Genomic DNA, 26,026 nt, shown 5'->3' on the forward strand with positions numbered 1-26,026 from the left:
ACTCATTGGTCCGTTCTATCTTGAGATCCCACCCCCAAAGGTATGGTTCTGTTATCCTTTTTTCTAAAGAATGAATTGAAATTTCGTGAAATGATTAAACTACCTCCTGAAACCACCACGTTACCTTGGGAATAGAATACATAATAGTTTGTAGGAACACTTCTACTGTAGAGTTTGAATCTATAGGCACCATCGTCTGAGATCAGATATTCCAGTTCTCCACCTACTGATAATTGGCCATATGTACTACTATTCAAACTTATACTATTCTCTAGACTATTCACAAATGCACCTTTCCCGCTTAATTTAACGCGATTATTGAGGAATTTATAGGTGAAATCTAGCTGCATATTGTTCAGTAGATTTTCTCTAAAATCACCGAAACGAACCCCAAATTCCAGATTAGGATTCAGTTTATTCGCAAGGTTTCCTATTTGGTTAGATAATAAACTACTGATATTATCAATGAGGAATTGCTGGGTGATAGCATCCGCCAGGTTATTATCCGGGAACACTTCATTGAATACTAGGATACTGGAAACATTTCTACTTAACAATTGCTCGTCATTACTCAACCTTTGCTCAAAAGCCAAAATATCAGTTTGTCCGCTGATAGGTATTTGTTTCAAATCAAATTCAATATTGTATTTGATGGTAGGAGTCAATAACCTATCGGTCAAATACACATTTACAAACACAGGAAAACGAGCAGAGGAATTCGTCATCTGAGGCGAAACTTTATTTAAGGAAATATTCGCCGTGTACTGAGCGTGAATATCCAAATTCGCTTCAAATGGATCTCCATTAAAGGTGATTTTACTTTTGTCAGAAATGTCAAAGCGCCTTAAGGAGGCCAGGTTTTGGAAACTAAAGAAATACTTCCCTCCCCTTACATTGTAGGGGCCATTGATAGTAAACTCACCTCTACTGTCATAAAGGACGCTTAGCTTCCCATCACCATATAAACTTAAGATATCATTATTCGTACGATCAAAGATGATTTCCCCTTGAGCATCTGGTGTCAATGATAGGTTAACGGCTACTCTGACCCCACCTGTTTTTAAGGTAGGCTTTTTCACACGAGTACTGGTGCTATCTACATGTATCTGGCGTCTAAGAAAAGGAATACCTTCCTGCTGAGTATCTATCTTAGTATCTCCGTCAGTGGGGATGGTCACCGCTGTTCCTTCCCTGCTGCTCAGATTACCGGATATGAGTAAATCGTCAAAATCTCCGGACAAAGCAATATCTCCGGTGACATAAGCGGTACCAAAGAGGTAGTCATTACCAAAAGCCGGAATGTCCATCAGTTTAAAACCGGATCTACCATTGATATCTGCGCGAAGATCTACTCCAAAACCCGGCACATTTCTGTAAAACACCTTCCCATAGAGTCTGGCAGTGTTACCATTCAGAGCATCTTTAACTTCTACTCCGTCAATAGGCAGTTCGAAACCATTATCTGTCAGCAATACATCATCTTCGAAGTAGAGACTAGTTCCGGAAATAGCCACTTTTAAGGACCCGTCTGTGATGTGAATTGCTCCATTAAATAAGGGACGTTTAGGAGTGCCCTTCACCTTGAATTCTCCATTGGCTCTACCCTGTAGATCTGCAAAAACATCTCCGGTCATTCCTTTGAACATTTGGAGGTCTGCATTTCGCATAAACCCTTTCATGTTTAATCCTTCGCTAGGCTTGAAATACCCATCCGCCTTGAGGATCTCCTCCATGTTCCGAAAAACATTAGCCTCCAGATTAAGCCTTTCTTTCTCTTCGTCCCATAAGGCGGTGGTGGTGACTGTACCTATTAAGCTCTTCTTATAATAAAAGTCATTCACATGTAGATTGGAAACGTAAAGTGGAGATTGGAAATAGTTCTGAACATCAAAATTTCCATTCGCTATACCCTTTAACTCTACATTAATAAAGGGCAATAGGTTTTCAATATTGAACTCATTAACCTCAAGTCGTAATACATCTGCAGGATTTGTAGAAAGCTCTCCATTCAAGCTTACAAACTGGTTATTACCCCCTTGCAGCTTTAGGTAATTAAATATGACGTTTCTTTTCCTGAACTCAATCTTATTTCTAGGATCGAAATTCCAATCCAGATCGATAAGCCTCACCTTCGTTTGATCCGGTAATAAACGGACACTAAATCCATCCTCAAAGAAGTTTAGGTTTCCCCGAAGGTCTATGGTGGAACCGGAACTTTCTTGGGTAACAAAGGTCCTAAAATCAATGATCTGGGTTCCTTCCCAGTTACCATTAATCACTAACTCTTCTGTGTGTACATTATTACCTGTCCTCTGCTTGTCAGATTTAACACGGATCTTATTTACTACACCCGGTGCCAGAATGTCTTTGCTAGCAACATAATCAAAGACAGTACCATAAAAGAGATTACCCTTTACATCTAGGGTATCTGTATCTCCTGAAATCTTTAGCGTGCTTTCTTTGCCTGCCTGAAAACTGCCGCTCAAATGCGTTTTAGGTGACACATTTACACCCGGGGCAAAAAAATCAAAGAAGGGTGAAGGCCTATTAAACAGCACATTGAAACTCGCATTATAGGGGTCCAAATGATATTCTCCGGTCTCCTTTTTTCTTTCATAATAAGCCTCCCTCTCCTCTTCTGAGGTTTGGAAGAATTTAAGATGTTCCAAAACAAAATCCGAAACATCTGCACCAAGTCTACTCGGTACAAAATTCCCACGCATGCCAGCATTAAAGAATTCTGATTCTACTTTGAAACTCCTTTCGTTACCCACTAAATCTGAAAAGAAGTACAAGGAATTCGCCCGGAGGGTTTTTCCATTTTCCCTCAATTCCAAATTTTCAATATTAGCCTCTCCTAGCCAGTCATCTAACTTATTCCCCTTAAAATCTACATTTAGATCGAAGGTGATTTGGTAGTCCTTATTCGTAAAACCCAGGGTCTTTAGGTTGGCGTATCCTAAGCGGCCTTCAATATTAAAGGCATTGACTTCCTGATTAAAATCAATTTTACCTTCTACGTCTGCCAGAATATTTGGGTCATCAATATTGATTTTCCCATCAAAAAGAGATTCTTTAAGGTTTCCGTCTACTTCAATGTTTTTGTATCTATAATTCCTATAATCTATAGCTGAGACATGCCCATCTAAATGGATATTCGCATCTTCTCTGGTTCTTCCCTCTCCATTGATCTTGCCTAAAAAAGTTATCTCATTCAGTTGAGGATTATCAAAGAGTTCTCCAATCTTCACTTGGTTGATTAACAGGTGTCCTGAATACTCTAATTGCTCCTTAGCCTTTACATGCACTTCTCCCACTATCTCACCTATACGCGGAGAATAGATCTTTGGTTTAGACTGAAACTCATTATAAACTCCGTCAAAGCTTCCGGAAAAATCTAAGCGCTCCAGTTTTTGGATATATTTATGAAAAGTTGGTTCCGAAGTGTATTGGGCCACGTCAGCAGCCAGTAAAGTAGAAGGTTTTAAAACCCATACATTTCGGGTGGTTTTTAATTCCGGAAGCCCTATAAAGTGTGCGTCCCCCACAATCTTGGATCCCTTACCAAAGGTAATCTGGGCATCCTTCAGGTGTAAGTCAGCTACGGTTCCATCCAACTTAGAATTCACTTGATAAACCTCCTTAAATTCCTGCATAACGGGAATAAAGAAACCTATATCCTTGGCATGGAGGATAGTATTCTGGAGGTCTGCATCCATGTGCACCTTATTGAAAAAGTCTCCAAAATCAGAAGGTTTGGAATAACTGAAATGTAGCCTTTGCTGAATATGAGAATCATTCAAATGCGCATGAAACTGATCTAATCTTAGGGCCTTTTTGCAATGGAAAAATTTTCCTGTAGCATTTTTGATCTCTAAACCGCTAAATGAATCCTTGGCTTTAAGGTTATGAGAATACAGTTGGATAGTATCCCTTTTAAAAGAAACGCTCTCTAATCTGGCATTCAGGTCTCTGAATTCGAAATTCCCAAAATCAAACGTTCCATCCGTCTTTCGTTTCCCATTCTCCGCCACTATACTGACCATTCCGTCCCGAAGGTTCAGGTTATCCACCACAAAGGGTTTCACCTGTTTCTTGCCCTTCTTCTCTTTTTTAGTCAACTTATCAATTTCCAAAAGGAAATAGTCAAAGTTCAGCATTCCCTTCCTATCCCGTATGAAATGGGCTTCCGGCTGGTGCAGAGTGACAAAATCCAAACTATTCCGAAACTGTATAAATGCCGCCGGATTAAAGGTCCAGCCTTTCAGGGAATCTTTATGTATGGCTTCCTTAAAATTAAATCGCAGTTTAGTACTTAGGTCTACGTACACTTCCCGAACATAGATCATGTTTCGGTCTTGATTATCCTTGATGTTAAGATCCTCAAAGACCACCTTATCAAACCAAGTGATTCTTACGTTTGAGACAGAAATGTTATTTCCCATCTTCTCCGTCAACCAGCTCATGGCTTTCTGGGAGAAACGGGTTTGCACCTCAGGAAGCTGGAGGGAATAAAAAGCTATGAATAGACATAGAAACACCCCTATCAAGGTAAAGGTTAAGATACGGATCACTATGCCAATGGTACGCTTCAATAGTATTTTATTATTTTTGCAGATGCAATCTGCAAAAATCTTACATTTTACCGATATTAAAAAAATAATGCGCGACGATATTACCCTTTTAGCTATAGAATCCTCTTGTGACGAGACATCCGCCGCGATTATTAAGAACGGAAAAATCTTAAATAACATTGTAGCCTCACAGCTCATCCACGAAAACTATGGAGGAGTAGTTCCGGAATTAGCCTCGAGAGCTCATCAACAAGATATAGTCCGTGTAGTAAATGAAGCATTAACTGAAGCCGGGGTATCGGCGACAGATCTTCAAGCCATAGCATTTACCAGAGGTCCGGGACTACTAGGTTCTCTCCTCGTGGGAACCTCTTTCGCTAAAGCCATGGCTTTAGGCCTAAATATACCTTTGATTGAAGTGAATCACATGCAGGCACACGTGCTTGCACATTTTATTGATGATCCCAAACCCAGTTTCCCTTTCTTGTGTCTGACTGTGAGTGGGGGGCATACCCAACTCGTCATAGTAAAAAGTCCGCTAGAAATGGAAGTAGTAGGAGAAACAGCTGATGACGCTGTAGGTGAAGCCTTTGATAAAGCTGCCAAAATGTTAGGTCTGGGATACCCGGGAGGACCAAAGATCGATAAACTGGCTGCTCAAGGTAACCCTGACGCATTCCCTTTCCCTCTATCTGAAATGCCGGAACTAAAATTCTCTTTTAGCGGCATTAAGACCTCTCTACTGTACTTTATTCGTGATAAAGGCGAGGATTTTGTTAAGGAAAATATGGCAGATATCTGTGCATCCTACCAAAGTACCCTGATTAAAATGCTAATCAACAAGCTAAAGAAAGCTGCAAAAATCCATAAGATCAAAGAAATAGCCATAGCAGGTGGAGTATCCGCAAACAAAGGCTTAAGAAAAGCATTAGAAGCAGAGGCTGAAAAGCAGAGATGGAAAATATTTATTCCTGATTTCCAATATTGCACAGACAATGCGGGTATGATAGCCATGGCCGCTCATTTTCAGTTTATGGCCGGGAACTTTGTTGATCAAAGTGTGAGTCCTATGCCTAGAATGCGTATGTAATATTTTCCAGTTTTGAACAATAAGTTGAGCAGGAAAATCATTTAACTATTACCTTTACTTTAAGAACTAAACCGTTTCAATGAAAGAACTTTTCAGCCCGGGCAAATACAGAAGTTTGATCAAGCTTTCCTATCTCATTTTCTTTTACGGACTTGGAGCCGCCGCTATCTTCTTTATTGCCCTAAATCTGAATTTGTTTTGGCTTTTCGGGAAAATGCCATCAGTAGATGATCTGGACAATCCCAAAAGTGAAATAGCTTCTGATATCATTTCTTCTGATGGAAAGATCATAGGTAAATTCTTCTTTGAGAATAGAAGCACCATGACTTATGAAGAAATTCCTGATAATTTTAAGGATGCCCTTCTAGCTACGGAGGACGTTCGCTTCGCCATGCACTCCGGCATAGATGCTAGAAGTATGTTAAGAGTAGTAGGTGGACTGATTACCTTTGATAAAAAAGGAGGGGGTAGTACCATCACTCAGCAGTTGGCTAAAAACCTCTTCAAATTACGTAGAGACGAATCTTACGAAGGTATACTCTACAAAGTTCCCGGGGTTAGAACCTTATTGATCAAACTAAAGGAATGGGTTACTGCCATCAAATTAGAAAGAAGATACACGAAGCCTGAGATCATGACCATGTATCTGAACACTATTGAGTTCAGTTCCGGTGCTTATGGTTTGAAATCAGCCGCTAAGACTTATTTTAAGAAGGAACCTTTAGATCTAAAGCCGGAAGAGTCAGCCCTATTAGTGGGCATGATCCAAAACCCTTCACGTTATAATCCCAAGTTCTTTCCGGAGAATGCCAAACAGAGAAGAGACGTAGTTATCTCTCAGATGGTAAAATTCGGAAAGATCAATCCGGATCAGGGGAAAGAATTGGCAGCCTTGCCTATAGTTTTAGATTACCAACCGGAAAGTCACAATTACGGTATAGCCAGATATTTCAGAGAGCATCTTAAGAATGTAATGAAAGCTGAACTTAGGAAGCTAGGCTATTCAGAGAATGATTTATATACCAAAGGTTTCAAGATCTATACCACCATTGACTCTCGCATGCAGCGTTATGCAGAAGAGGCTATGATGGAGCACATGAAGAATTATCAAAGCATCTTTGATAATCATTTCAAAGGAAGGAATCCTTGGTTAAAGCTGATTCCTGGAACATCAAGATATCAAGAATTTCCTGGCTTTATAGAGATGGTAGCTAAGGAAACTGGCTATTATCAAGCACTAAAGAAACAGTACGGAGGAGACACGGATAAGATCATGGCAAAGATGAACGAAAAGGTTCCTATGCGTGTGTTTACTTGGCAGGGCGAAAGAGACACCCTCTTCTCCCACATGGACTCCCTTCGTCACTATAAACGCTTCCTAAACATGGGATTCATGGCCATGGACCCAAGAAACGGAAATGTAAAAGCATGGGTAGGTGGTATCAACTACAAGTTCTTCAAGTTTGATAACGTGTATCAGGGCGCCAGACAACCGGGCTCTACCTTTAAGCCTTTCGTCTATGTGACCGCCATAGATAATGGTTTCTCCACCTGTGATCGGGTGAGAGACGAACCTATTACCTTCCATATCCCAGGTAGCGCCTCATGGACGCCTAAAAACTCTGATGGTAAATACAGTTACCAGGACTTGACCTTACGACAAGCTTTAGGACAGTCCGTCAATACGGTCAGTGCGAAACTGATCAAGGAATTCGGTGCGGATAAGGTGATAGAATATGCCAAACTCCTAGGAATAACCACACCTTTGGCTAACTCCCCTTCCTTGAGTTTAGGGGTTTCTGATGTGAAACTATATGAAATGTTAGGTGGTTATGCCACTTTTGCAAACGGAGGAACCTATACAGAACCTATGGTTTTGGTAAGAATAGAAGACAAAAACGGGGAAGTAATCAAAGAATACTACCCTAATCATAAAGAGGTCTTAAGTAAAGAAACTGCTTATAAGATGATCCATTTGATGCGCGGTGCCACCGGTCCGGGAGGTACTGCCTTAGGTCTATCCAGATATGGCATTTTAGACGGAAATGAAGTAGCCGCGAAAACCGGTACCACTTCTAATTATTCGGATGCATGGTTTATAGGTATGACTCAAGACCTTATAGGCGGTGTCTGGGTAGGGGCAGATAACAGAGCCGTACACTTCGAAACCATACAGTACGGTCAAGGAGCCCGCATGGCCATGCCTGCCTGGGGTATCTTCATGAAGAAGGTGTATGAAGATGCCGGATTAGAATACAAGAAAGGTAAGTTCAATGTTCCTCCTACCATTCGAATAGCAGGTGATTGTGCAGTTACGGCAGGGGAATCCTTTACCTCACAGGAAATGGTACCTAACCCAGCAACGGGTAATCTGAAACCGGAGGACGACGACGAACAGCTTTAATTAAACTTTCGTTTCCCCAGATTATATTTCTCTAAGAATTCCAAAATGAGCCGGTCATAGGCATCGGCTCCTTTGGAAGGAGATTTGGATAAAATAACCGGTACCTGCACCGCAGTGGCATCAATGAACGCAGGATCTCTAGGGATATACGTATCAAAGACTAAATCCCCAAAATTCTCCCTCATCAGTTCTAAAATCTGAGTGGAAACACGGTTATAGGCGTCATGTAGAGTCAGAAGAATACCTTCCACATAAAGGCTAGGTTTCAGACGCTTTTGAATAATCTTTAAGGTTCCTAGTATCAATTCCAAACCTTCTATCCCAAAAAACTCACATTGCAAAGGAATGATAATGGAATCAGCAGCCAATAGACTGTTCACAGGAACTATACCCAAAGAAGGAGGACAGTCGATAATGATAAAATCGTACAAAGGTTTTATAGGCTCCAGCTTCTCTGTCAGTTTGTACTCCCTATCTATGAAGTTTACCATTTCAATCTCCGCCCCCACCAAGTGTGGAGTGGATGGGATCAAATCCAAATTCCTATAACCCGTAGGGATGATACAATCCTGAATAGGACTTAGGCCTACTAAAGCCGCGTAAATACTACGATTATCAAATTCTCGCTTTAGGCCGAAAGCTACCGTACAACTGGCCTGGTGGTCAGTATCTATCAAAAGCACTTTATAACCCCGGGCTGAAAGGCCCGCTGAAAAGTTGACGGCAGTCGTGGTTTTTCCCACACCACCCTTTTGGTTGGATATTGCTATTACTTTAGGAAGCATCACGAAAGTCTTTCGAAGTACGAAATTACGCAAAAAGAATTAATCCGATCTATGCCAATCAGAAATACTTTCGCTAAGCGTAGTGTAGACTTTCAGTAAGTCTTCGTCATCTTCCAGGAATGCCTGGTGCGCAGCCATAGTTTTCCTGTCCCTACGCACCGCAGGGCCTGTTTGTACTTCCGCAGGATGTTCCGATTGCAACATTTTCTTGAAGGTTTCCTGAATCAAAGGTTTTAACATTTCGAACGACAAACCCTCCGATTCCAGAATTTCTTTAGACAATGCCCACAGGTGATTGACGAAATTACAGGAGAACACTGCCCCTACATGATAGATAAGGCGCTCCCTAGAATCAGCCTTCACCACTTTATTGGAAAGCTTCTTCGCCAAAGACATCAAGCGCGAATCATCAGATTCCACTAGTATGGGTGTCTTAGAAAAATCTACCGGAACATCTTTAGAAAAGGTTTGTAAAGGATAAAAAACCCCACAATTCACTCTGCCTCCGTGATAAGGGGAAGTAGCCACAAATAATTCATCAATAGGCTTGGCTCCTGAGGTGTGGACCAGGATAGCTTCTTCCGGTAAACGGATAGCTTCCGCTACTGTAGCAATAGCATCGTCAGAAACGCAAAGGAAGAACACTTCCGACTTGCTACGGGTAAAATCAAGATTAGAAACGACTTTCGCCGCATAAAGCACATCCGCAAGGCTTTCTGCCTTACGGATGTCTCGGGAATAAATTTCATTGACGGCAACGCCCCTTTGTTCAAAGGCTTTGGCTAAATGCCAAGCTACATTACCGCTACCAATTATACTAATGTTCATGTTCACAATCTATGCCTAACCAGTCGTAATCCTGATCTATAGGCTGACCGTCAGGTGCTATATGGAAGTTCTCCGGTTCAAATGACTTCGGATTCTCTTCAAAGTTACGAATCAAAGTTTGAACCCAAGCATTCCACGCAGAAGCAGTTTTGGTCAATGCCTTGATTTCCGATATAGCAGCATGCGCGGAAATCTTTGCTTCTAATGAGGCTCCCTTGGATTGGCTAAGCTTCATCAGTTCGGTTAAATACATCACTGCATTTAATCTTCTGATCTGTGCCTTGTAGTCCGTACCGGAAATGGCCGGATTCTTCCATAAACTTTGAGTCATCTTCTGCAAAACTTCGCTAAGAGAAGGTAGACTCTTATCGTATACCTTTTGAACCGCTAATCTGCTAGCCCTTTCAGGATTCAGCATCAATCCCATAGTCAGGTAGGAAGCTGCCTCCACAGGTCCCAGCGGATCAAAAGTTAAGCCCGTTCTCTTGCGGAAAGTCTCTCTGATATTAGCTCCAAACCTATAGGCTCTAGGTGGAATCAACTTCAGCACCTCTGGAGATAAGGCTAAGAACTCCGGATCCAGAGTACTCATCAACGCATCAAATGCCTCCCATTGCTCTTTTGAAGTCGCAGGTTCAAAAACGGGAAGAACATCTCCTTTCACTCCAAAATTATAATAAGCTCCTCCTAAAACCTTGGCCGCAGCTTGAGTTTGGAAACGGTGCAACATATAAATCGGAACTAATACCTCTTCTAAGTTTGCATAAGGTGTGCCTGCAGGAATTCTGTTAGGCCCAAAACCTTGTAAAGCTATTTTCCGTACCGCCATAATATGCTTTAGCTCCTCAGTAGCACTGGATCCATTGTCCCAAAGATGCGTTTGTGGATGTACTGAACCGTCAGGACGAGCATCTCCATCCGACAAGAATTTATATCCTGCGGAGATCAATTGCTTCGCCATATCATTCAATGCCTTCTTCTCATCTACCCCTTCAGGGAACTGTTCATACCCCCAGCGTATAGCCATTTTATCAAATTCCCCAATTCCCATAGCATAAGCGTCTGAAAGATCAATCTTTCCGTCTGTGAGTTTTACGGTAGGATGAGGATAATCCATCACAGAGGCTCTACCCGCCACACTTGCTACATAGTTATGAGGCAATCCCAGAGTATGCCCTATCTCATGAGCAGACAGCTGCTTCAATCTATCTAAGGCCATCTTTACCAAATGAGGCTGTTCCTTTCCTGAATCAAAATCGCCTGTAAGTCCTTGGGCAATCAAATAGTCTTGACGAACACGTAATGAACCTAAGGTTACTTTTCCTTTCAAGATCTCACCGGTTCTAGGGTCAGTGATACTTGCTCCATAAGACCATCCTCTGGTACTTCTATGCACCCATTGAATCAGATTATAGCGCACATCCATAGGATCAGCATCAGCAGGAAGCATTTTTACCTGAAAAGCATCTTTGAAACCGGCAGCTTCAAAAGCCTGATTCCACCAGGTAGCCCCTTCAAATAATGCTGAACGGATAGGCTCTGGAACACCAGAATCTAAATAATACACGATAGGTTTCACCGGCTCACTAATGGCCTGGTTAGGATATTTCTTTTCTAGACGGTGACGAGCTATCAATTTCTTTACTATAGGCTGGTCAATAGGACTTGAATAGTCAAAATAATCCGTACCAAAGTATCCGATTCTCGTATCTAACTCTCGGGGTTTATAGCCCGGCTCCGGAGATTTAACAAAGGAATGATGCTGGTGTACCGTCACGTGCTCTACACTAGGCACCACAGATCTGAGGAATGGACCAGCACCCGAACCACTCAAAGTGATGGTAGCTTCAAATTCTGTATTTAAAGGGAAAGATTTACAATTTTCTAAGAATAGACCGGATCTACTGGCATCAAAAGAATAATTCCCTTGTCGGTTCATGGATATAGTTTGCGCTGTCCCGTCTCCATCTCTCAGCAGGAATGGAGTAAAATCTACCAGGAAGCTTCCGTCTTTTCTACCCAAAATCTCAAATCCAAAAAGTACCGAACTAGCAAAGGATTCTTGAACGGCTTTTCTTTCTAAGGGATCCGAAGAAGTGGCTCTATAAGAATAATTTGGCTCGATCAATAAAAGCTTATTGCCGGCTTGAATAAACTTCACCACTTTGCCTCTTCCCACCTTACCTCTGTCTAGTCCGAGATCATTCGAACCAATACCACGGGCAAGGCTGGTATAATACAGGAATTCCTCTCCGGTATTCTTTACCTCGAGGTAAATTTTGCCCTTGTTTTCATTGACATAAAAGTCAAAAAACCCTGAGGCTTTCCTAGTATCTTTTAAGTGGGTATCAAAATCCTGGGCCAGGACAGAATAACTGAAAAACAGTGCCCAAAAGAGGAAGATTTGTTTCATGAATATAGGTAGGTTTAATGAACAACAAATTTACATCTATGCCCCAGTAAAGCAAATTGGGTAGACAAGTACTTCAAAATCATTGACAAAAACCTAATCCTTTAAAAAAAATAGAGAACTTGCAGCATGAACCAACTCAAACTATACCGAGAAAAACGGCAATTCACCCAGGAGGAGCTGTCTGAGATTAGCGGGATTTCCGTGAGAACCATCCAAAGGATAGAAGCAGGAAACCCTTTAAAAGGCTATACATTAAGAACCTTAGCAAAACATCTGGAATGTGCAGAGGAGGATCTCATACGTAAGGAAGAACCTTCTACTCCACTCAAATGGATCAATTTATCATCTCTATTGATTCTTCCTCCTTTAAATTTGATGGCTCCTTACTTCTTATCTAAGTATTGGAAAGTAAATAGCCCTCTGGTCAAACAGATGATAGACGTGCAGTTCATGTGGTCCATCCTTGCCCCCATAGTCTTCTTTCTAGGAATCTCCTTAAAACTGGGAAACGTATTTACGATCTATCTTATGGCTGGAATCTACTTGAGTAATGTTTTCATCATTCTTTACAATACCTACACCCTAGACCAAAGGAATGAGCTGGGAATCCGATTAAAATTCAGCATTTTTTAGAAATGTCGGGAAAATGTCAGGTCATTAGCGCCAGCATTTCACCTGAAGTAATAGCAAATTGCAACCATAAAATGAAAAACAAAAATGCTATTACTCATCATCTTCAGCCTGTTTTCAGAAATCATGGAACAGGATAAAAAATTATTTGAACAAGGATTTAATCAATGTCAGATCTCCGTCTTCCAAGAACTGCTTACGGATGATTTTGAGTTCTATCACGACAAAAGCGGAAAATCTGATAAGGAGGGATTCATAAGAGATACCCAAAGGTTCATCTGCGGATCAAGCGTAAAGAGGCAGCATCTAGATTCTGAAGTGTACCCCATGTACAAAGCTGACACCCTGTACGCAGCGCTGCAGGAAGGCAGGCATACCTTTTCTGAAAACGGAATTATAGTTGGTCACGCCCGTTTTTCCCATCTTTGGATAAAACAAGATGGAAAGTGGAAACTGTCCCGCTCCTTAAGCTTTGCTCATCAATCTATAGAAGAACATTTGAAACTTTTAATTTCTGCACCCGTTTGGGCTATAGGCATCATGAAGGATGGGGAATGGAAGGGCAAATTCTACAACAACTCCAATGCTGAATCCAGATTCAATGTAGCGTCCTTAACTAAACCCATAACAGCTTTAGCGGTGTTAAAGCTGGTGGATAAAGGAGAATGGGACCTAGATACCCCTTTATATACCTATTGGACGGATCCGGACCTAACCCAGGACCCTAGAAGCAGGATCTTAAACACTAGGCATATCCTCTCTCACCAAAGCGGTCTCCCTAATTGGAGAGAAGAGAATTTAGCTTTCCAGTTTGATCCGGGCACCCAATACCAATACTCCGGAGAAGGGTTTGAATACCTTAGAAGAGCTATTGAAAAGAAGTTCCAAAAAAAGTGGGAGATCATAGTTGAAGAACTATTGTTTGCTCCCTTACAAATGACTAAAACATCTTGGATCGCCTCCCCTGCTGTGGCTGCTTACAAGGCTAATGGAGAATCTTATCTCCCAATAAAGAAGGTCTCAGTCAATGCTGCGGATGACCTTTACACCACTTTATCTGACTATGGAAAGTTTCTAAAATACATAGTGGAGGGGGCCGGCTTATCTACTGATTTATATCAAGACTTCCTGAAAGGATATGTCCAAACAAAGAAAGGAAAATACTTCGCTTTAGGTCTGGAGCAGTATCTCCTATCAGACGGTGAAAAGATCTATGCGCACGGCGGATCTGACGAGGGCAGTAAATGCATATTCTTCCTTCATCCTGAGAGCAATGAAGGCTTACTCATCTTTAGTAGCTCTGACATAGGATACGAACTTTATGAACCTATAATGAAAATCTTCTGGGGAGAAAAAGGAAAGCAAATTATCAGATTAGAAACGGATTAGAAATCAACTACTTACTTGTTTTTATAAATCCAAATTTTTAGATTTGGTAAACATCCCTCAACCCAATGATAAAAAAAACCTTTCTGTATTTTCTGAGTGTGGGAATGCTTTTCCTGCATTCCTGTAAAGCCATCCCTGAAAAGGCCACTCCCGTTCAAAATTTTGAACTTTCAAGATATTTAGGGAAATGGTATGAAATAGCCAGATTAGATATCAAGTTTGAAAAAGGACTTGATCATACTACCGCTTCTTACTCATTAAAGAGTGATGGCTCTGTAAAAGTAGTGAACCGCGGATACGATATTAAGAAGGACAAATGGAAAGAAGCTATTGGAAAAGCTAAATTCCGCGGAGAAGAGTCTGTAGGCGCACTAATGGTTTCGTTTTTTGGGCCATTTTACTCTGGTTATAATGTGATAGCCCTGGATGATGATTACCAATATGCGCTAGTTGCAGGTAAAGATCTAGATTATCTATGGATTCTCTCCAGAACTACTGAATTACCCGGTGATGTAAAAGAAAATTTCCTCCGTGCAGCCGAAGACATAGGTTATAATACCCAGGATCTCATTTGGGTAAACCAGAAGTAAATCACTACGTATACAGGATAATAGGTAATAGAAATTGCATTATTTAATATTTTATTTGGCATATTCTAATAAGTGCCAAATTTTTTAAGTGATACTATTTTGAATGTGCTACAGATTTTCAATTTTTAACACTTACTATTAACTAAATAACCTTATGAAAAAACTTCTACCTATGTTAATGTGGTGCTTGCTAATACCCGCACTACTAAAAGCGCAGGAAATAGAGGTCTCCGGTACGGTAACCTCTGCTGATGATGGCTCCCCGCTGCCCGGGGTGACCGTAATGATCAAAGAAACCCAAAAGGGAGCTTTGACAGACATAAACGGAAAGTACACCATCAGTGCACCTTCTAACTCCACCATCACCTTGAGTTACATCGGGTTTAAACCGGTTTCTCAGAGCGTAAATGGAAGAAAAACCATCGATTTTAAGATGGAATCTGACTTACAAGCACTTTCTGAAGTGATTGTAACAGGTTATCACACACAAAACTTAAGAGAAGTCTCTGGATCCATCACTTCCATAAAGTCCAAAGACATAGCACAGGTTCCTTTAGCCTCCTTTGACCAAGCACTGCAGGGTAGAGCACCCGGACTCTTGGTTCAAGCTAACTCCGGTCAGCCCGGTGCTGCAGCTAACATCCTAATTAGAGGTAAAGGCTCTGTTCTTGGAAGTAACACCCCTCTCTATATCATGGATGGAGTGGAGATCACCGCACAAGATTTTGCTACCCTTAACCCTTCTGACTTTGAAAGCATCTCCGTATTAAAAGATGCAGCATCTACTGCTCAGTACGGTTCCAGAGGGGCAAACGGAGTTATCCTAATCAGCTCAAAGCAAGGTAAAGTAGGTAAAACCAAAATCAATTATGACTTCCAGACGGGATACTCTACCCTGCCTACAAACAAATTAGTACTGATGAATTCTCAAGAGAAATTACAGTATGAAATGGACAGAGGAAATCCTTACGGTTGGACAGAAGAAGATCTTGCCCGTCTTAGACTGGTAGATACAGACTGGGAGGATGTATTCTTTAGAAAAGGTAAAACCAATGCCCATACTTTGAGTGCATCTGGTGGCTCAGGAAAAACTACTTATTTTACATCCGCCTCTATCTTTGACCAAACCGGTACCGTACCAAATACTGGCCTTAAAAGATACACCGGAAGATTAAACGTGAACAGTAGCGCAGGAGATTTTGATTTCGGTATCAATTCAACGTTCGGATATTCAGATTACACCAACACCTCTGAAGCAAACACAGGTATTGCTACACCTCTAAATGCTATCCGCTGGTCTAACCCTTATGAAACGCCTTATACTGAAACGGGTGAATATACTCAGATGGCTTCTGGTCAACCAAATGCCCTTCAAGAGCTTTTAGAAAACACAAACTTAAGAAACCAAATCAAAGGAGTAGGTAATGTGTTTATCCAGTATAGAGTGCCATTCCTAAAAGGACTTGTAGCGAGAACTTCTTGGGGAGGGGACTTCAGATCTAATGAAAATTCAGCTTACGTTAATCCAACTACCTATTCAGGAGGATTCGCTACTGGAGGACAAGGTAGTTACGGTAGAGCCTACGCGAAACAATTCCGTTACACAGGAACCACTTCACTTCGCTACACCGTTCCTATGCCGGAACTTCATAACTTATCTGTAGGAGTATTCAATGAAGTAGTAAAAACAACATCAAACTCCTTTAACTTCACAGGATACGGACTAGGTGGTGCCTTTAATAATGAGGCAGGTATTACTCCAGGAAACTCCACAAACGGCTTTATCCCTAGTGTAGGTGGTTCTGGTACAGCTAATGCCTTACTATCCTACTTCGGAGATGTTAAATATAGCTATAAAAACCGTTACTTCTTAGAGCTAAATGGTAGAAGAGACGGTTCTTCTCGCTTTGGAGATAATAAAAAGTGGGCGAATTTCGGTTCAGTAGGTTTGAGTTGGATTGTATCTGACGAAGCCTTCTTCTCCGGGTTAAAAAGCACATTTAATGAATTGAAATATAAGATCAGCTATGGATCTTCCGGTAATCAAGCCGGAATAGGCGACTTCCAATCGCGCGAACTTTATTCTCGCTCCGTATATGCAGGTGTGGGCGGCTTAGTACAATCCCAATTAGCTAACCCTGATTTACAATGGGAAAGAAAAAGCGTGTTCAATACCGGAATCGAGCTAAGTACCTTTAATGGAAGACTAAGCGTAACGGCTGAATACTATAACTCCATCACTTCTGATTTATTCTTGAACCAGCAGTTATCCAGAACCACAGGCTATTCTTCTATAGTATCTAACATTGGCTCGTTACAAAACTCAGGTTTTGAATTCTTCGTAGACGGTGATGTGATCAGAACCAAATCCTTCCGCTGGGCTTTGAATGCTAGCTTGACCGCCAATAAGAACAAAGTGAAATCCCTAATCGGTGGAGAAACTGAGATCATTAGCGGGAACTTTATCAACCGCATTGGAGAACCAATGAACTCACTTTACGTAGTAGAATACGCCGGTGTAAACCCCGCTAACGGTAACCCTCTTTACATCAACAGCGAAGGGGTTGCAGGAGAGGCCTACAGCCCTAACTTCCGCAAGATTGTAGGTACCTCTGAGGTTCCTTTCTTCGGTGGATTCGGTACAGCTATAAGCTATAAAGGAATTGCAGTAGACGCCTTCTTCTCCTTTGTATCCGGTAACAAAATCTTTAATAATGACCGTGCAAACGTAGAAAACCCGGCTTATCTCTATGACAACCTTTCTAAAGAGTTAACTACTTTCTGGAGAAAAGAAGGAGATATCACAAACATTCCTAGACCTGGAGCTACCTTCCGTTCTGCTACTACTCGCTTCGTAGAAGATGGAGATTTCCTACGCCTTAGAAACTTAAACGTTTCATATACTTTGCCAAGTGCTTTGGTTAACTCTTGGAAACTAAGCACCATTAGAGTATTTGCACAAGGACAGAACTTGTTCACTTGGACGAAATTCTTAGGATTTGACCCGGAAATGTCTACTACCAGTTTGACTGGAGCGCAGTACCCTGCCCTAAGAACAATCACCTTTGGATTAAATGTTGGGTTTTAAAAGAGAATTATCATGAAGAGAATATATTTAAGTTTATTACTTACCGCAGGATTAACCACCTCTTGCTCTGATGTATTGAATGTAGAGCCAGAATACGTTAAAGACGGAAATCAGATCTTTACTAATCTGCGCGACTATGAATTTGCCTTGACCGGTGCCTATGCACAGTTCAGAACCGTTGGCTACTATGGAAGCGGCGGACAAACCACCAGCACCTGGGGTAACCTCCCTGATATGATGTCAGATATTTTAGCCCAAACCGGAGATGATCTAGCCAACTGGCAGAACCAGTCCAACTGGGAATACGAAACCAATGAAAACGACCTGGAAGTGGCATGGCTTGCAGCTTTTGGCATCATTTCTCAAGCTAATTTGACTTTAAGAAATATTGAACAATTTAGCTCTACTTCTCCAAAAGCAGTAAACCGAATAAAAGGTCAAGCTTTAGCTATCAGAGGTCTGGTTCATTTTGACTTACTTAGATTCTGGGGCGAAAGCTATGGTTTCAATGATTCCAGCAAAGGTATCCCATTCGTAGATCAAGTGGATATCATGCAAAAACCCGCCAGACTTAGCGTAGCGGAAAGCTGGACAAAGATCTTTAAAGATCTAACAGAAGCGGAAACCCTGCTTGGTGATGTGGATCAGGCCATCAATTCCGGAACGGCCAAGTCATATATTGACGCAAATGCAGTAAGAGCCATATTAGCCAGAGCTAATTTGTATGCAGGTAGATATGCTGAAGCAGAAAACTATGCCTCACAAGTAATATCTGCAGTGCCTCTAGCTACCTCTAAAGCAGCTTTTGAGTCCATCTGGTCAGATGCTGGAATCACTGAGGTACTTTGGAAAGTTCCATTTAGTGCAGGTGAAGGTTCTCCTTCTTCAGGTCTGCATAATGGACCATCAAACAGAAACCGCTTCCGCCCTACCAGCACTGCTCTGGCTCTGTATGACCAGGAAGCAGATATCAGATATGCCGCCTACTTTACAGATCGAAACGCTGCAAATGGAACTCCTAGAAAGATAGTGAAGAAGTTCCTAGGTAGAGGTGATGCTATTGATAACCTAGTAGACTGGAAAGCATTCCGCGTAGCTGAACAGTACCTCATCAGAGCCGAAGCACTTGCTTTGCAAAACAAAACTGACCTTGCTAATGCAGACTTGAATGCTTTAAGAGCAGCAAGGATTACAGGTTACACCGCTAAATCCTATAGTGGTCAAGAGTTGTTGAATGAAATTGCTGATGAGAGAATCCGTGAATTAATAGGAGAAGGACATAGATTCTTTGATCTTAAAAGAACAACTAAGGTGGTTGAAAGGAAAGATCCAAGCCAACTAGCCTCCACTGTATTAACGCTACCTTCGAGCCATAGAGCATGGACTTGGCCTATCCCTCAAAGTGAAATGGATGCCAATGACAGCATGGCTGGACAGCAAACTACCGGATACTAATCCTATCTTAGAGTCTCTCTTAAGGGAGAGGCTCTAAATATCTTAAGATTTTTTCAGTAGCACCCGCATTAGCCCTAACGTACGTTTGGGCTTTTGTTTTTATAGCCAAAGGATCAAGCTGCAGAAAAACCTCTTCTAAGTTCTCAGCTATGGCATAGGCTACACCAAGCTCTAATAGATCCAAAGCCTCTTGAAATTTCTTGTATTTTTTATTTCCAAAAAAGACAGGCACACCAAACACTACAGGCTCGAGTGTATTATGCAATCCTGTTCTATAAGCCCCTCCCACCCAAGCGTATTGGCCATACTTATATAATTTGGACAAGATACCCACATTATCTATGTACAAAACTTGCTCTTTAGATTGAGGATCAAACTGAGAATATAAAATCCCCCCGGTCATGGATCTCCATTTTTGGATCTGGTCTGACTTAATATCGTGTGGTGCCACAATAAACTTCATCTCCGGATGATTCCGCATAAAGGGGATCAAAACCTCCATATCTTCTGGCCATACTGATCCGGCCACCAGCACCTTTTTACCCTCTAAAAATGTACTTAGCCCCTTTATTTCTTCTCCAACTTTTGCCGTGGCTATTACCCGGTCAAAACGGGTATCTCCCGCTAATGTATAGTCTCGATACCCTATTTTCTCTAATAGATCTACGGTCTTTTGATTTTGCACGAAAAGTTGATCAAATGCAAATAGAACATCTCTCAAATATCCTCCCCAAGGCTTGAAAAAAGCTTGATTTTCTCTCAAAATCACAGAAATCCCAATAAGCTCCGCCCCTGAGGCTTTAATTTCATGGATTAGATTAGGCCAAAATTCATATTTCACAATGACCACTTTCTCCGCCCTCGCAGCCTTCACAAAAGCCCTAGCCCTCCCTGGAACATCCCAAGGCACATAACAGATAAAATCCGCACCCGCATAATTCTTCCTGACTTCGTATCCCGAAGGAGAAAAGAAGGTTAATAATACCTTATAGTCCGAATGTAATTTCTTATACTCCTCTAAAACCGGCCTACCCTGCTCAAACTCACCTAAAGAAGCGCAATGAAACCAGATGACATGCTCACAGCTATCCCTCCAGGCACTTAGTTTGGAAAGGGTTTCTTCAAAGTTCAATTGCGCATTAACCAATAATCCGGCTTTGCCCTTCCATCCTTTGGCCAATGGAAAAAGGCTCAAAGCTACGCGCATGGCCGTACTATACAGGGTTTTCAACTTACTGATAATTTTGGGAGTAAAGTTAAAAGATTCTTTACTTTCTCTTAAGCATAAAAGGAGAAATACTCTGCCTAGATAATCCAGGACCTTCTATACTCAATTCCAAAAACGTCCAGTCCCTCTCATTAAAATACTCCACTTTAATAGGATGATGACCTGACTTTAATAGTATTTGACCTTCCAAATTAATTTCTTCCCGGTCTTCATTGATCAGCAACTTATCCTGCACCCATAACCTCAATTTATCATCTGCTTTACCAGAGAAAGTATATACCCCGTCTTCTTTTACCTCCAAAAAACCTTCAAATACCACCCCATAAAACTCTTTTCTATGTGGAACTTCATCCGGATCTAGCATACTCACTACCCCTCTACCCTCTAACTTTCGCTCATATTGATCAAATGGCAAACGCCTCGCCCTCTGAGAGGTAAAATAGGTGTAATTCAAACCCGACTGAAACGGGCCTGCAACTGGCTCACAGGCTTTCTCCTTTACCACATCCACCTCCACTATTGGACTTCTAAGGTTTCCGGAAAAGCTGGCTATTTTTAATTTTAATGTTTGGTCCAACTTTATACCATCCTTGTATAAGGATGACCTCTTCGTAGGTTCTGAACCATCAACAGTATATCTTATTTCCAAATGCTCAAAAACGGGTCTTAGCTTCAAATTCAACTCCTTTTCAAACACTCTCTCCTTCGTAATAATCACGGGAGCTGGTGGTTCCGGGAATTGAACCATTCTCACCTTGCCTTTCTTTAATGTAAACTGATCAAAAAGCTGACCGTTTTCATCTATGGCTTGGAAATTCAATTGTCTTTCATTTACTGTTACGTAGCAAAAATGATGGGTAGTCCTAACCTTTTGGGTAAACCATACCCTGTAAGGTGCTGCTTTTTCTAGGCCTCCACCTGCACCTCCCGTATTAATATAGATCACCCCCTTTTCTTCATTTACTCTATTCTGAAATATGGGCCATGTCCTTTCATAAGTATGTATATGACCATAGAAGACCATGTCCACCTGATATTTCTCATACAAATGAACCACATCTTTTAGGTCCGGATCACCGAATAATGACTGCTCCACATGCGTATCTCCAAAATCATTCTCCTCAGAAGAATAAGGCGGATGGTGATGTACTACAAAATTCCATGTCTTCTTACTCAAGGCCAGTTGCTCTTCTAACCAAGAATACTGTTCAGAACCCTTATGCAGAGGTCTGTTAGAATCCACCATAAAATACCGGGCATTTCCATAATCAAAGGTATATCTGTACTCCGGCTCAGGATTTGACATGTACATATAGTAATACGCTGCATCATGTTCGTGATTTCCAGGAACTGAAAAGAGGGGAACCCTACTCATAAATATTCTGGATGGGGCAAAAAATTCTGATACCCAGTCGTCTTTCAAATACCCCAGCCCTACAAGGTCTCCAGCATGCAAACCAAAGTCCGGTCGCTCCTTCCAACCACCTTCTGAGATCTTTTTCCAAACTTGAGGATTGCTTTGTGAATCTGAAAATACCACAAAGCTGAAGGGCTGATCTTCCTTCACCGCCGTTTTGAATGTGCGAATCTCACTCTTTAGCGTATCTCCGGACGGAAAAACGGATATTACCTGATACAAATAAGGGCTTTCTACCTCCAAACCTTTCAAATGTACTTCATGCATGGTTCTAAACCCCTCAATTTTCTTCATCTGATCTAATCGAGGTGTATCTGTATGCCACTCGGGCACACCATACCTAACCATAGTACTGGCCGGAGCAGTGGTCTCCCACAAAATACGCATTTCAGTTGTAGTGCCGTGTTGAAGATACGGATGCACCAAAAAAGTACCTGTCTGCGCACTAGCAGAGAAGGATAAAAGCCATAGGGTCAATTTTTTCATAATCAAAGAGATAACAACTATACTACGTACATCCACATGATTCAGACTATCCTTCCTGCGATAGGATGATAAAAAACGAAGGAAATACAGGTGATTTCCTTCTGAAATTCAAATTTCTCCTATACCATTCATCAAAAAATCGTAACTTTGCAGCCAATTTTTTTAGGAGAGGAAAGTATGAAATACCCAGAGTATAAATCAGTAAACTACGCCGCCATTGCGGATGAGATGCTACGCTTTTGGAAGGAAAATAAGATCTTCGAAAAGTCTATTGAAGTTAGGGAAGGCGCTCCCACCTTTACTTTTTACGAAGGACCTCCTTCCGCAAACGGTACTCCTGGGATTCACCACGTGATGGCCAGAACCATCAAGGATATCTTTTGTAGATACAAAACCCTACGCGGATACCAAGTAAACCGTAAGGCAGGTTGGGATACCCATGGTCTCCCTGTAGAATTACAGGTAGAGAAAGAACTTGGCATCACCAAAGAAGATATAGGTAAAAAGATCAGCGTAGAAGAGTATAACCGCAAGTGTAGAGAAGCGGTGATGCGTTTCACCGGTATCTGGAGAGACATGACAGATAAGATGGGCTACTGGGTGGATATGGATAATCCTTATATCACCTATGAAAGTAAGTACATAGAGTCTGTTTGGAACCTTCTAAAAAAACTTCACGATAAAGGCCTACTTTACAAAGGATACACCATTCAGCCTTATTCTCCGGCAGCTGGCACCGGTCTAAGTTCTCATGAACTTAACATGCCCGGCACCTACAAGGACGTAAAAGACACTTCTTTGACCGCCCAATTCAAAGTTAAGCAGAACGAGAAATCTCAATTCTTGATCGATGCCGCAGGAGAAAACAACGTATTCTTCTTAGCATGGACCACTACTCCATGGACATTGCCTTCAAACTCCGCTTTGACTATAGGTAAGAATATAGAATACGTCCTCGTTAAAACCCTTAATCCTTACACTTTCCTACCGGTAAATGTAATCCTAGCTAAAGATTTGATCGGTAAATACTTTAATGAAAAAGGAAAGGACGGAGATTTCGAAGAATATGACAAAAAAGCGCTACCATGGAAAGTGCTGGGCTACTGGAAAGGAGAAGCTTTAGAAGGCATTGAGTATGAACAATTGATGCCTTACGTCCAACCAAAATCTGCTGCCTTCCGTGTGATCATAGGAGATTTTGTAACCACAGAAGACGGTACAGGTATAGTACATACGGCTCCCACCTTTGGTGCTGATGACTATAGAGTAGCCGCTCAACACGGCATACCTGCCATTCTAGTAGAAGATGAAAATGGCAAGGAAGCTCCACTGGTAGACCGTAAAGGTAGATTCGTGAAAGAGGTGACAGACTTTGCTTTGGAATACGTCAAAGAAGCCTATTATACCGAAGCAGAATTAGAAGAAGAACGCATCAAACAAGGGAGAGACAAATACCTTTCCGTTGACGAACGAATAGCAATCAAATTAAAAACAGAGAACAAAGCGTTCAATGTTCAAAAATACGACCACTCCTACCCACACTGCTGGAGAACGGATAAGCCGGTACTTTACTATCCTTTAGACTCCTGGTTTATTCGTACCACCGCCGTTAAGGAGAAATTGGCACAGTTGAACAAGACGATCAACTGGCAACCGGAAAGTACAGGTACCGGTAGATTTGGCAACTGGCTAGAAAACCTCGTGGACTGGAACCTAAGTAGAAGTAGATACTGGGGAACTCCACTACCTATCTGGAAGAGTGAAGACGATGAAGTATGCATAGGTAGCATTGACGAATTGATTCGCTCCGTGCAGAATGCTCAAAACTCAGATGCTCTTACAGCTGAACAAAAAGAGAAAAACGCTGCCTTCCTAAAAGCAGCAGAAGATAAAGACAGCTTAGACTTACACCGTCCGTATGTAGATGAGATCTATTTGGTTTCAGCTTCCGGCCAAGTGATGTACAGAGAAGCAGATTTGATAGACGTATGGTTTGATTCCGGTGCTATGCCTTATGCACAATGGCACTACCCATTCGAAAATCAAGAGGTATTTGACAAAGCATTCCCTGCAGATTTCATCTCTGAAGGTGTGGATCAAACCAGAGGCTGGTTCTTCACCTTGCACGCTATTGCAGGTATGCTTTTTGACTCAGTAGCGTTTAAAAACGTGGTTTCAACCGGCTTGGTTTTGGACAAAAATGGAAATAAAATGTCTAAGCGACTAGGTAACGGCATTGATCCATTTGACACCCTAGCGAAATACGGAGCTGACCCTACCCGCTGGTACATGATCACGAATGCGGAACCTTGGGATAACCTTCGATTCAACTTAGACGGGGTTCAGGAAGTTCAAAGAAAGCTCTTTGGTACCTTGACGAATACTTATAACTTCTTTGCCTTGTATGCTAATTTAGACAACTACACCATCGAACAATTTGATAGGGTCCCAAAAGAGGCCCTGACTCAAATGGACCGTTGGATAGTTTCTAAGATCTATACCTTAGTGAAAGAAGTTACCGAAGAATTTGACAATTATAACCCTACTAAAGCGGGCAGATTGATTCAAGACTTCGTGAATGATGACCTATCCAACTGGTACGTGCGCTTGAACCGTCGTCGTTTCTGGCAAGGAGAAATGACAGATGATAAGAGGGCTGCATATCAAACCCTACAACATGCCCTCTGTGCAGTAGCTCAATTGATGGCTCCTATAGCTCCATTCTATGCAGATTGGCTCTACAGAAACCTAACAGCTAGTGTTCGTCAAGAATCTATGGAGAGAAACACTCCATTCAAGCACGAATCTATCCACTTCACAGATTGGCACACTTATGAACCTGCCTGGGTAGATGAGTCTTTGGAAGAAGCTATGGCTTTAGCTCAAAAAATCTGTTCTATGGTTCATGCCTTACGCAAGAAGAGCGGATTAAAGGTGCGTCAACCTTTGCAGAAGATCTTAATTCCTGCTTTAAATGCCAAAGTGAAGGAGGAGATCGAAAGTATAGCGCACATCATCCTAAGCGAGGTTAACATCAAAGAAGTAGAGTTTATTACTGACGACTCCGGCATCTTGAAGAAGAAAGTAAAACCTAATTTTAAAGCCTTAGGACCTAAGTTTGGCAAGGACATGAAAGCCGTTTCTGAAGCAATCAACGGAATGAGCGCGGAAGAACTTAAAAAGCTGGAAATTGAAGGCCAAGCTAATATCGGTGGATTTGAAATAGCCCTAGCAGACGTAGAAGTGCTTACAGAAGATATTCCGGGCTGGTTATTGGCCGTAGAAGGTGGCTTAACCGTTGCACTTGATATCCATGTAACAGATGAACTTCGTCAGGAAGGTATCTCCAGAGATTTTGTCAATAGAATCCAAAACTTACGTAAGGATAGCGGATTTGAAGTGACAGATAAGATTCATATCTGCCTTCAGGATACAAATGCGGAGATCACAGCAGCAGTATTAAAGCATAAGGATTACATCTCTACAGAAGTACAAGCCTTGAAATTAGAAGTTCAAGCAGAAGTAGAGGGTGCCCAAAAGATAGACTTCGATGAAGAAGAAATCCTGGTGAGGATAGAAGTAGCCAAATAAGATCCTCAAAGCCCGGGTATAACTCGGGCTTTTTTTCTTCCCTACGAACCCAAACAAA

Annotated in this window: 14 protein-coding genes; 8 read left to right on the top strand and 6 right to left on the bottom strand. The window is 41.7% G+C overall.

From position 1 onward, the window contains the following. Positions 1 to 2: 2 nt before the first annotated feature. Positions 3 to 4,595, bottom strand: coding sequence for a translocation/assembly module TamB domain-containing protein (locus LBYS_RS10450; RefSeq protein ID WP_013408847.1), 4,593 nt, complete (start codon positions 4,593 to 4,595; stop codon positions 3 to 5). 67 nt (positions 4,596 to 4,662) lie between these two features. Here LBYS_RS10450 and tsaD point away from each other — a divergent pair, with 67 nt between their 5' ends. Further along, positions 4,663 to 5,664, top strand: a complete 1,002-nt coding sequence (gene tsaD / locus LBYS_RS10455) for a tRNA (adenosine(37)-N6)-threonylcarbamoyltransferase complex transferase subunit TsaD (protein ID WP_013408848.1) — start codon at positions 4,663 to 4,665, stop codon at positions 5,662 to 5,664. A gap of 79 nt (positions 5,665 to 5,743) precedes the next feature. After that, the gene (locus tag LBYS_RS10460; protein ID WP_013408849.1) at positions 5,744 to 8,068 is read left to right on the top strand and encodes a penicillin-binding protein 1A; all 2,325 of its coding nucleotides are present in this window, start codon (positions 5,744 to 5,746) and stop codon (positions 8,066 to 8,068) included. Here LBYS_RS10460 and LBYS_RS10465 read toward each other — a convergent pair. From LBYS_RS10465 to LBYS_RS10475, 3 genes are read right to left on the bottom strand one after another with little or no spacing between them, the layout of a single operon-like run. Continuing rightward, a complete protein-coding gene (locus LBYS_RS10465) occupies positions 8,065 to 8,853 on the bottom strand; it encodes a ParA family protein (protein ID WP_041823597.1) in 789 nt (262 codons plus the stop codon). The genes LBYS_RS10460 and LBYS_RS10465 overlap by 4 nt on opposite strands. A 39-nt stretch (positions 8,854 to 8,892) precedes the next feature. Further along, positions 8,893 to 9,681 carry a Rossmann-like and DUF2520 domain-containing protein gene (locus LBYS_RS10470; RefSeq protein WP_013408851.1) on the bottom strand — a complete coding sequence of 263 codons (789 nt, stop codon included), beginning with the start codon at positions 9,679 to 9,681 and terminating at the stop codon, positions 8,893 to 8,895. Continuing rightward, a complete protein-coding gene (locus LBYS_RS10475; RefSeq protein WP_013408852.1) occupies positions 9,671 to 12,094 on the bottom strand; it encodes a zinc-dependent metalloprotease in 2,424 nt (807 codons plus the stop codon). Before LBYS_RS10475 ends, LBYS_RS10470 begins: the two co-directional genes overlap by 11 nt. 126 nt (positions 12,095 to 12,220) lie before the next feature. On the opposite strand from LBYS_RS10475, the gene LBYS_RS10480 reads away from it, so the two are divergent. The 5 genes from LBYS_RS10480 to LBYS_RS10500 all read left to right on the top strand — a co-directional run bounded on the left by LBYS_RS10480 (position 12,221) and on the right by LBYS_RS10500 (position 19,246). Continuing rightward, positions 12,221 to 12,727 (top strand): helix-turn-helix domain-containing protein, encoded by a 507-nt coding sequence (locus tag LBYS_RS10480; RefSeq protein WP_013408853.1) that lies wholly within the window; start codon positions 12,221 to 12,223, stop codon positions 12,725 to 12,727. An 84-nt stretch (positions 12,728 to 12,811) separates the two neighbouring features. Further along, positions 12,812 to 14,113: a serine hydrolase domain-containing protein gene (locus LBYS_RS10485; protein WP_013408854.1), complete on the top strand. Its 1,302-nt coding sequence runs from the start codon at positions 12,812 to 12,814 to the stop codon at positions 14,111 to 14,113. Between the two features lie 65 nt (positions 14,114 to 14,178). Continuing rightward, complete coding sequence (locus LBYS_RS10490; RefSeq protein ID WP_013408855.1) at positions 14,179 to 14,703, top strand: lipocalin family protein; 525 nt, start codon at positions 14,179 to 14,181, stop codon at positions 14,701 to 14,703. Between the two features lie 154 nt (positions 14,704 to 14,857). Then, positions 14,858 to 17,791 carry a SusC/RagA family TonB-linked outer membrane protein gene (locus LBYS_RS10495; RefSeq protein ID WP_013408856.1) on the top strand — a complete coding sequence of 978 codons (2,934 nt, stop codon included), beginning with the start codon at positions 14,858 to 14,860 and terminating at the stop codon, positions 17,789 to 17,791. A 12-nt stretch (positions 17,792 to 17,803) separates the two neighbouring features. Beyond that, on the top strand, positions 17,804 to 19,246 hold the full coding sequence (locus tag LBYS_RS10500) for a RagB/SusD family nutrient uptake outer membrane protein (RefSeq protein WP_013408857.1): 1,443 nt from the start codon (positions 17,804 to 17,806) through the stop codon (positions 19,244 to 19,246). A gap of 19 nt (positions 19,247 to 19,265) precedes the next feature. On the opposite strand, the gene LBYS_RS10505 is transcribed toward LBYS_RS10500, so the two are convergent. After that, a complete protein-coding gene (locus tag LBYS_RS10505; RefSeq protein WP_013408858.1) occupies positions 19,266 to 20,477 on the bottom strand; it encodes a 3-deoxy-D-manno-octulosonic acid transferase in 1,212 nt (403 codons plus the stop codon). A gap of 37 nt (positions 20,478 to 20,514) precedes the next feature. Next, positions 20,515 to 22,377 carry a metallophosphoesterase gene (locus LBYS_RS10510; protein ID WP_013408859.1) on the bottom strand — a complete coding sequence of 621 codons (1,863 nt, stop codon included), beginning with the start codon at positions 22,375 to 22,377 and terminating at the stop codon, positions 20,515 to 20,517. 177 nt (positions 22,378 to 22,554) lie between these two features. Here LBYS_RS10510 and ileS point away from each other — a divergent pair, with 177 nt between their 5' ends. Further along, the gene (ileS, locus tag LBYS_RS10515) at positions 22,555 to 25,968 is read left to right on the top strand and encodes an isoleucine--tRNA ligase (protein ID WP_041823600.1); all 3,414 of its coding nucleotides are present in this window, start codon (positions 22,555 to 22,557) and stop codon (positions 25,966 to 25,968) included. Positions 25,969 to 26,026: the final 58 nt, after the last annotated feature.

It is taken from the genome of Leadbetterella byssophila DSM 17132 (assembly GCF_000166395.1).
Taxonomy (GTDB): Bacteria; Bacteroidota; Bacteroidia; order Cytophagales; family Spirosomataceae; genus Leadbetterella; species Leadbetterella byssophila.